The sequence below is a fragment of the Arthrobacter sp. UYEF20 genome (genome assembly GCF_040546335.1).
GTDB lineage: Bacteria > Actinomycetota > Actinomycetes > Actinomycetales > Micrococcaceae > Arthrobacter.
The window spans coordinates 1-6,008 of sequence record NZ_JBEPNP010000055.1; the positions used below are offsets into that span (position 1 = coordinate 1).

The window sequence follows — 6,008 nt, forward strand, 5'->3', positions numbered from 1 at the left end:
GTCGCATCCCCGATCCCGGTGACGCCGTCCTCGGTGGTGATGCGCAGGGTGACGAAGTTACGGGACGGGCTGGTCACGAAGACTTCCGCGGCAATGATTTTCATGGCAGATCCTTCCAATCCGAGTAAGTCTCGGTGTTTTGTAATTACCGGTCAGCGCACCGGCGGTGGCTATATGGCTGGGGAAAACTAAGCGCCGATTGCTGGTTCCGTGAACGTGCCGCTCAGGCCTTCAATGAGTTCGGTGACGGCATGGTCCTCTGCCAGTTGCGGGTTGAGGAGAGCCAACAGGGTGCGGATGCGCCTGGTGCCGGTCAGCGCGTTGGCGGCATCCACTTCGTCTGCGAGCGGATCCTGCAACGTTCCGGCGCGGGCACTGAAGTCCATCCAGGCGGCAATCATGAGCGCGGCGGCGGCGCCGGACCTGCCGTGGGAGCGTTCGGCCAAGAGCACCGGCACGGCGCGCATCCTCAGTTTGGTGCTACCGTCCATGGCGATCTGGGCGAGGTGGTGGGCGATGCGTGCGTTCCTGAAGCGGACCAGGAGTTCGGCACGGTACGCCGGAATCCGCAGGTCCGCACCTTTGGGCCCGGCACCTGCCAGATTGGCCTCGGCTTCGTCCCAGAAAGCCTCGACGGCGTGCAGGCACGCGGGATCCGCCAACGCCTCGGCCACCGTGGCATGGCCGCGCAGCTGCCCTGCGTACGCCAGCAGCGAGTGGGCACCGTTAAGGAGCCAGAGCTTGCGGTTCTCGAACGGTTCGATCTCGTCCACGAAAACTGCGCCTGCGTCTTCCCAGCGCGGCCGGCCGGCCGGGAAGGCCCCGCTCAGTACCCAACTGCGGAAGGGCTCGGCCACCACCGGTGAGTTGTCGCGGTAGCCGCAGGCGGCCTCCACGGCGGCGAGGTCGGCGTCGGTGGTCCGCGGCGTGATGCGGTCCACGGAGGTGCTGACGAAGCTGACGTTGGCGTCGACCCAGGCCGCGAGCCCGGCGTCCCACGCCGCGGCCAGGCCAAGCACCGCGCTGCGGGCAACGCTTCCGTTGTTGGAGAGGTTGTCGCAGCAGACGACGGCGAGCGGGCCGCCGTCGGCGCTCCTGCGGGCGGCGAGGGCGAAGACCAGCCGGCCCAGTGGCGTCGTCGGTGGGCCGCCGCCAGCCGCAGTACCGGCCAGCAGCGCAAGGTCTGCGACGACGTCGGGAGCCGTGCGGTCCAGCTCGCCGTCCGCGTCCAGGCGGTAGGCGGCCTCGGTGATGGTCAGGGTGATGACCGCTGTGGCAGGGGCGGCAACCAGCTCGGCGAGGCGGCCCACGTTGGCGCCGTCCACGGCCTCAACAATGCTGCTGACAATCTCGAACGAATCTCCGCCGTCGGCACGTTCTACCAGGGTGTACAGGCCGTCCTGGCCGGCCAGCGCCAGCGCGGCGTCCGGCCGGCGGCCGGTGAAGGAGGCGATGCCCCACTCCGCGGCGTCGCCCGCCTGATGGGTATACCAGGCCTGGTGGGAACGGTGGAAAGCGCCCAGTCCAAGGTGGACAATCCGGACCGGCGCCTTGGCGCTGGGCCGGAGGGACCTGTTCAACCGGGGAAGCGCTGCCGGCGCAGGCGCCTGCCCGCCGTTTTGCAGCTCGATGGTCACAGCTTGAAGACCCTTCTCGGAGCGGAATCGACGACGTCGACGATGATCTCGTGCGCGCGGTTCTCGCTGACCCGGTGCTCGGCGACAAGGCGCGCCAGGAACGAGGCCTCGATCCGGCGGGAGGCGTCATGCCGGGCCGGGATCGAGCAGAACGCACGCGTGTCGTCAATGAAGCCCGACGACCTTGAGAAGCCGGCCGTTTCAGTCACGGCGGCACGGAAGCGGAGCATGGCATCCGGTGCGTCCAGGAACCACCACGGGGCACCGAGGTACACCGACGGGTAGAAGCCGGCCAAGGGCGCCAGCTCGCGGGAGAACACGGTCTCGTCCAGCGTGAACAGCACCAGGTGGAAGTCCTTGGCGGTGCCAAAGTCCTGCAGCAGGGGGCGGATGGCCTCGGTGTAGTTCACGGCGACGGGGATGTCGTGGCCGGTGTCCGAGCCGTAGGCGTTGAACGTGGGCCCGTGGTGGTCGCGGTACGAACCCGGGTGGATGGTCATCACCAGCCCGTCCTCGACCGACATCCGCGCCATCTGGTACATCATGTGGGCTTCAAAGATTTCGCGGTCCGCCGCCGTGGCCTGGCCGGCGCGGGCGCGCTCGAACAGCCTGGCCGCCTCGGCGTCGTCAAGCTTGAGCGTTGCGGGCGTGCGGACGCCGTGGTCCGCCGAGACGGCGCCGTGGTCCACGAAATAACGACGCCGGTTCTCCAGCGCGGTGATGTACCCGGCATAGCCGGTTCCGCCGTCGCCCGCTGCCGCGATGAGCCGCTCGACGTTCGCCTGCCACTGCGGGTGCGCGATGTTCAGGTACTGGTCCGGGCGGAAAGTGGGCAGGACCCGGCCATGGAAGGTGGAATCCTCGTCGATGGCCCGGTGGCTGGCGAGGTCATCGAGCGGGTCGTCGGTGGTGGCAAGGACCTCGATGTTGAAGTCCTTGAACAGCTGGCGGGGGCGGAAACCGGGCTCCTGCAGCCTGGCGCTGATGGCGTCATACGTTGCATCAGCGGTCTCGGCGCTGGGCTCCTGGTGGAGGCCGAACACGCTCTGGAACTGGTGGCGGAGCCAGTAGCCGGACGCCGTTCCCTCGAAGAGCGGCCACGCGTTGCAGAACTCGCGCCAGACACTGCGGGACTCCGGTACCGGAGCCGCGGAATGCCCCGGCTTGGGTGCGCGCAGCCGGTCCAGTGGCACTCCGCTGGCATGGATCAGCCGGGTGACGTAGTGGTCCGGGCTGACCAGCAGCGCGGCCGGGTCCGGGAACGGCGTGTTGTGCTCGATGACGGCGGCGTCAACGTGGCCGTGCGGAGAAATGATGGGAAGGTCCTGCACCCGCTCCAGCAGCGCGCGGGCAATACTGCGCGTTCCGGGATCCGCGGGGAGGAGCCGGTCGGGATTAGCGGCAATCGACTCTGACATAAAGCAATGGTCCAACTTTTGGCAATTTTTGTCAATCGGTTGCCACCGCTACGGGCCTGGACGCTTTACCGTTGCTGCGCTTTACCCTTGGTGGTTTGGTCCGCCCGGATGCGGGCCAGAGGTGCCAGAGATGCCAGAGGTGCCAGAGGTGCGGGAGCAGCGTCAGCGGGTGACGAGTGGTCCGCTGGAGCCACGGATGACCAGTTCGCTTTCTGCTTGCACCACAAAGGAATCCTCCGCCCCGCCGTGCAGTATCTGCAACAGGAGTTTTGCGGCATCTGAACCGCTCTGGCGCAACGGTGCCCGCACAGTGGTGAGGGGCGGCGTCGTGAAGTCGGCCCCGAAGATGTCGTCAAAGCCGACAATGCTGATCTGCCCGGGCACCTCGATGCCTGCCGCCTGGAGCTCCTGCATGAGTCCGATCGCCAGGAGGTCGTTGTAGGTCAGCACAGCCGTGGCGCCGCTGGCGCGGACAGCGCGCGCGGCCTGCCTGCCTCCCTCGATCGTTGGTTTTGTGGATTCCAGCCGCACGGCCTCGAGGCGGGACCAGTCACAGGCGGCCTGGACGCCCTCCCAGCGGCGGCCGGACATCCAGGACTGCGGCGGCCCGGCGACGAAGGCAATCTTCTGGTGGCCGTGGGCGGCCAGGCTGCGGACCGCCTCACCGATGCCCTTGTTGACATCCGGGACTACGCACAGCACTCCCTCGACCTCGCGGTTGATGACAACCACGGGCTTGTCCCGAGCCAACGCCCGGATGTCGTCATCATCCATCCGCGGGCTGGCGAGGATGAGGCCGTCCACGGTTGCCATCAATCGCCGGGCTGTCATCAATTCGGTTACCGCGGATTCGGCCGATTCGGCGAGGACCAGGGTGTAATCGCGCACGGCCGCTGTACTCTCTGTCCCCCGGATGATGTCAAAGAACGTCGGATTGGTGATATCCGCGACGATCAGCCCCAGCGTGCTGGTGCGGCCGGTCGGCAGCGCGCGCGCAAACGGATTGACATGGTAATTGAGTCCGGCGGCCGCGTCCTCGATCAGCTTCTGTGTCTTGACGCTGACCCGGCCGGGTTTGCTGAGCGCCCTGGAGACCGTGGACGGATTAACCCCTGCAACCTTGGCAATGTCGTAAATGGTGGCGTTGCCTCTGCCCTCGCGGGCGCCATTCTTGGCCTCCCGGGGTGTTGAGGCCCCCCGGGGTGTTGGGGCCTCCCGGGGTGTTGGGGCCTCCCGGGGCGTTGGGGCCTCCCGGGGTGTTGGAACAGAGTCAGGCTTCGCGAGTTCGGTCACAGCCCCATCCTACCGACGGCCCGTACCGGCAAGTGACTCGGCGGCACAGTACCGGCTATATTTCGGCAATCGGTTGCCATTGGTGGCCATCGTCACTAGACTGGCAGGGTCGCGGACGAAGTGGTCCGCTTTCTCCAGATTAGGAATGCAATGTCATCAATTTCCTCAGCTAAGCCGGTACGGTCTGCGATTGGTTCCCCTCCCGAACCTTCCAGAACGGAGCTGCGCCGCGCCGGGTGGGCCGGCTTCATCGGTACTGTCCTGGAAAACTACGACATGGTTGTCTACGGTGTCGGCACAGCCATCATCTTCAACACCCTCTTCTTCCCGAATGTCTCCCCCGCCGTAGGCTTCATCGCCAGCTTCGGCGCATACGCCGTCGGATTCATTGCCCGCCCCATGGGCGGCCTGTTCTTCTCACGCTACGGCGACAAGATCGGGCGGAAGTTTGTTCTCGTGGCCACCCTCGCCCTGATGGGGACCGCCACGTTCGCCATGGGCCTGCTCCCTACCTACGAGACAGCCGGCATTTGGGCGCCGATCCTGCTGACCGTGCTCCGGTTCATCCAGGGCTTCGGCGCGGGGGCGGAAATGGCAAGCGCAGTGGTACTTCTTGCCGAATTCGCGCCCAGAGGCAAACGTGGCGCCATGACGTCCCTCGTGTGGGCCGGTGCCGCAGTGGGCTCCGTCTTCGGTTCCGGCGCCTGGATCCTGGTCCAGATGATGCCCCGCGAGGACCTCGAGTCCTGGGGCTGGCGCCTCGTCTTCCTCTCCAGCGCCGTGGTCACGGTCGCCGCCTACCTGATCCGCCGCAACATGAAGGAATCCCCGGTCTTCGCCGAGCTCAAGAAAGAACAGGTCGAGGCCGCTTCCCCAGTCTCGGAAGTGCTCAAGAAGGGCCGCCGGCCGCTGCGCCAGGTGTTCCTCATCAACATGGGCACCCACGCCCACTCCTACGTTTACCAGGCTTTCCTTGGCACGTTCCTGATCTCCGTCGTAAACATCGACAAGGCCCTCATCCCCCAGATGCTGGCCATGGGCGGACTCTTCGCCATCCCCGCCGCCCTGATCGCAGGACGCGCCACCGACCGTTGGGGCCGCAAGCCCGTCAACGTCTTCATCCTCGGCTTCCTGTTCCTGTTCTCCTTCCCGGCGTTCTGGCTCAGCAGCACCGGTAACGTCTGGCTGATCGCCCTCGTGTACGCCGTGGGCTTCACCTTCGCTGTTGAGGGCGGCATCGCGGCCCAGTCGGCCATGTACGCCGAACTGTTCGGCTCCAAGTACCGTTACGCCGGCGTCGCCATCGCACGTGAGTTCTCAGCCATCTTCGGCGGGGGCATTGCTCCCATCATCTGTTCTGCACTCCTGGTCTGGGCGACAAATTCTTACTGGCCAATCGCGCTCTACATGATGGTCATTGTCGGGATCTCCCTCGTCCAAGCCCTGAAGACTCCGGAGACTAAGGACCGCGACCTGACTCTGGAAGAGAACGCGGCCTGACTCTCGAAGAGGGCGCGGCCTGACCGGGAGGCATCCTTCCGCAGGATGTGCGGGACGACCGGATGTGCGGGACGAATCTGCACTCGTTGCACAGAGATGAATTGGAGTTTTGATGTCAGCACACATCGGTGTCACCGGCCTTGCGGTGATGGGGGCCAAC

4 protein-coding genes are annotated in these 6,008 nt (G+C 66.1%); 1 reads left to right on the top strand and 3 read right to left on the bottom strand.

The annotated features are described in order from the left end of the window. Positions 1 to 188: 188 nt before the first annotated feature. The 3 genes from ABIB26_RS23490 to ABIB26_RS23500 all read right to left on the bottom strand — a co-directional run bounded on the left by ABIB26_RS23490 (position 189) and on the right by ABIB26_RS23500 (position 4,348). The gene (locus ABIB26_RS23490; RefSeq protein WP_354248602.1) at positions 189 to 1,637 is read right to left on the bottom strand and encodes a mannitol dehydrogenase family protein; all 1,449 of its coding nucleotides are present in this window, start codon (positions 1,635 to 1,637) and stop codon (positions 189 to 191) included. Further along, the gene (gene uxaC, locus ABIB26_RS23495; RefSeq protein ID WP_354248604.1) at positions 1,634 to 3,055 is read right to left on the bottom strand and encodes a glucuronate isomerase; all 1,422 of its coding nucleotides are present in this window, start codon (positions 3,053 to 3,055) and stop codon (positions 1,634 to 1,636) included. Before uxaC ends, ABIB26_RS23490 begins: the two co-directional genes overlap by 4 nt. A gap of 162 nt (positions 3,056 to 3,217) precedes the next feature. Further along, positions 3,218 to 4,348, bottom strand: a complete 1,131-nt coding sequence (locus tag ABIB26_RS23500; RefSeq protein ID WP_354248606.1) for a LacI family DNA-binding transcriptional regulator — start codon at positions 4,346 to 4,348, stop codon at positions 3,218 to 3,220. 150 nt (positions 4,349 to 4,498) lie between these two features. On the opposite strand from ABIB26_RS23500, the gene ABIB26_RS23505 reads away from it, so the two are divergent. Further along, the gene (locus tag ABIB26_RS23505; protein WP_354248607.1) at positions 4,499 to 5,848 is read left to right on the top strand and encodes an MFS transporter; all 1,350 of its coding nucleotides are present in this window, start codon (positions 4,499 to 4,501) and stop codon (positions 5,846 to 5,848) included. The last annotated feature ends 160 nt before the right edge of the window (positions 5,849 to 6,008 follow it).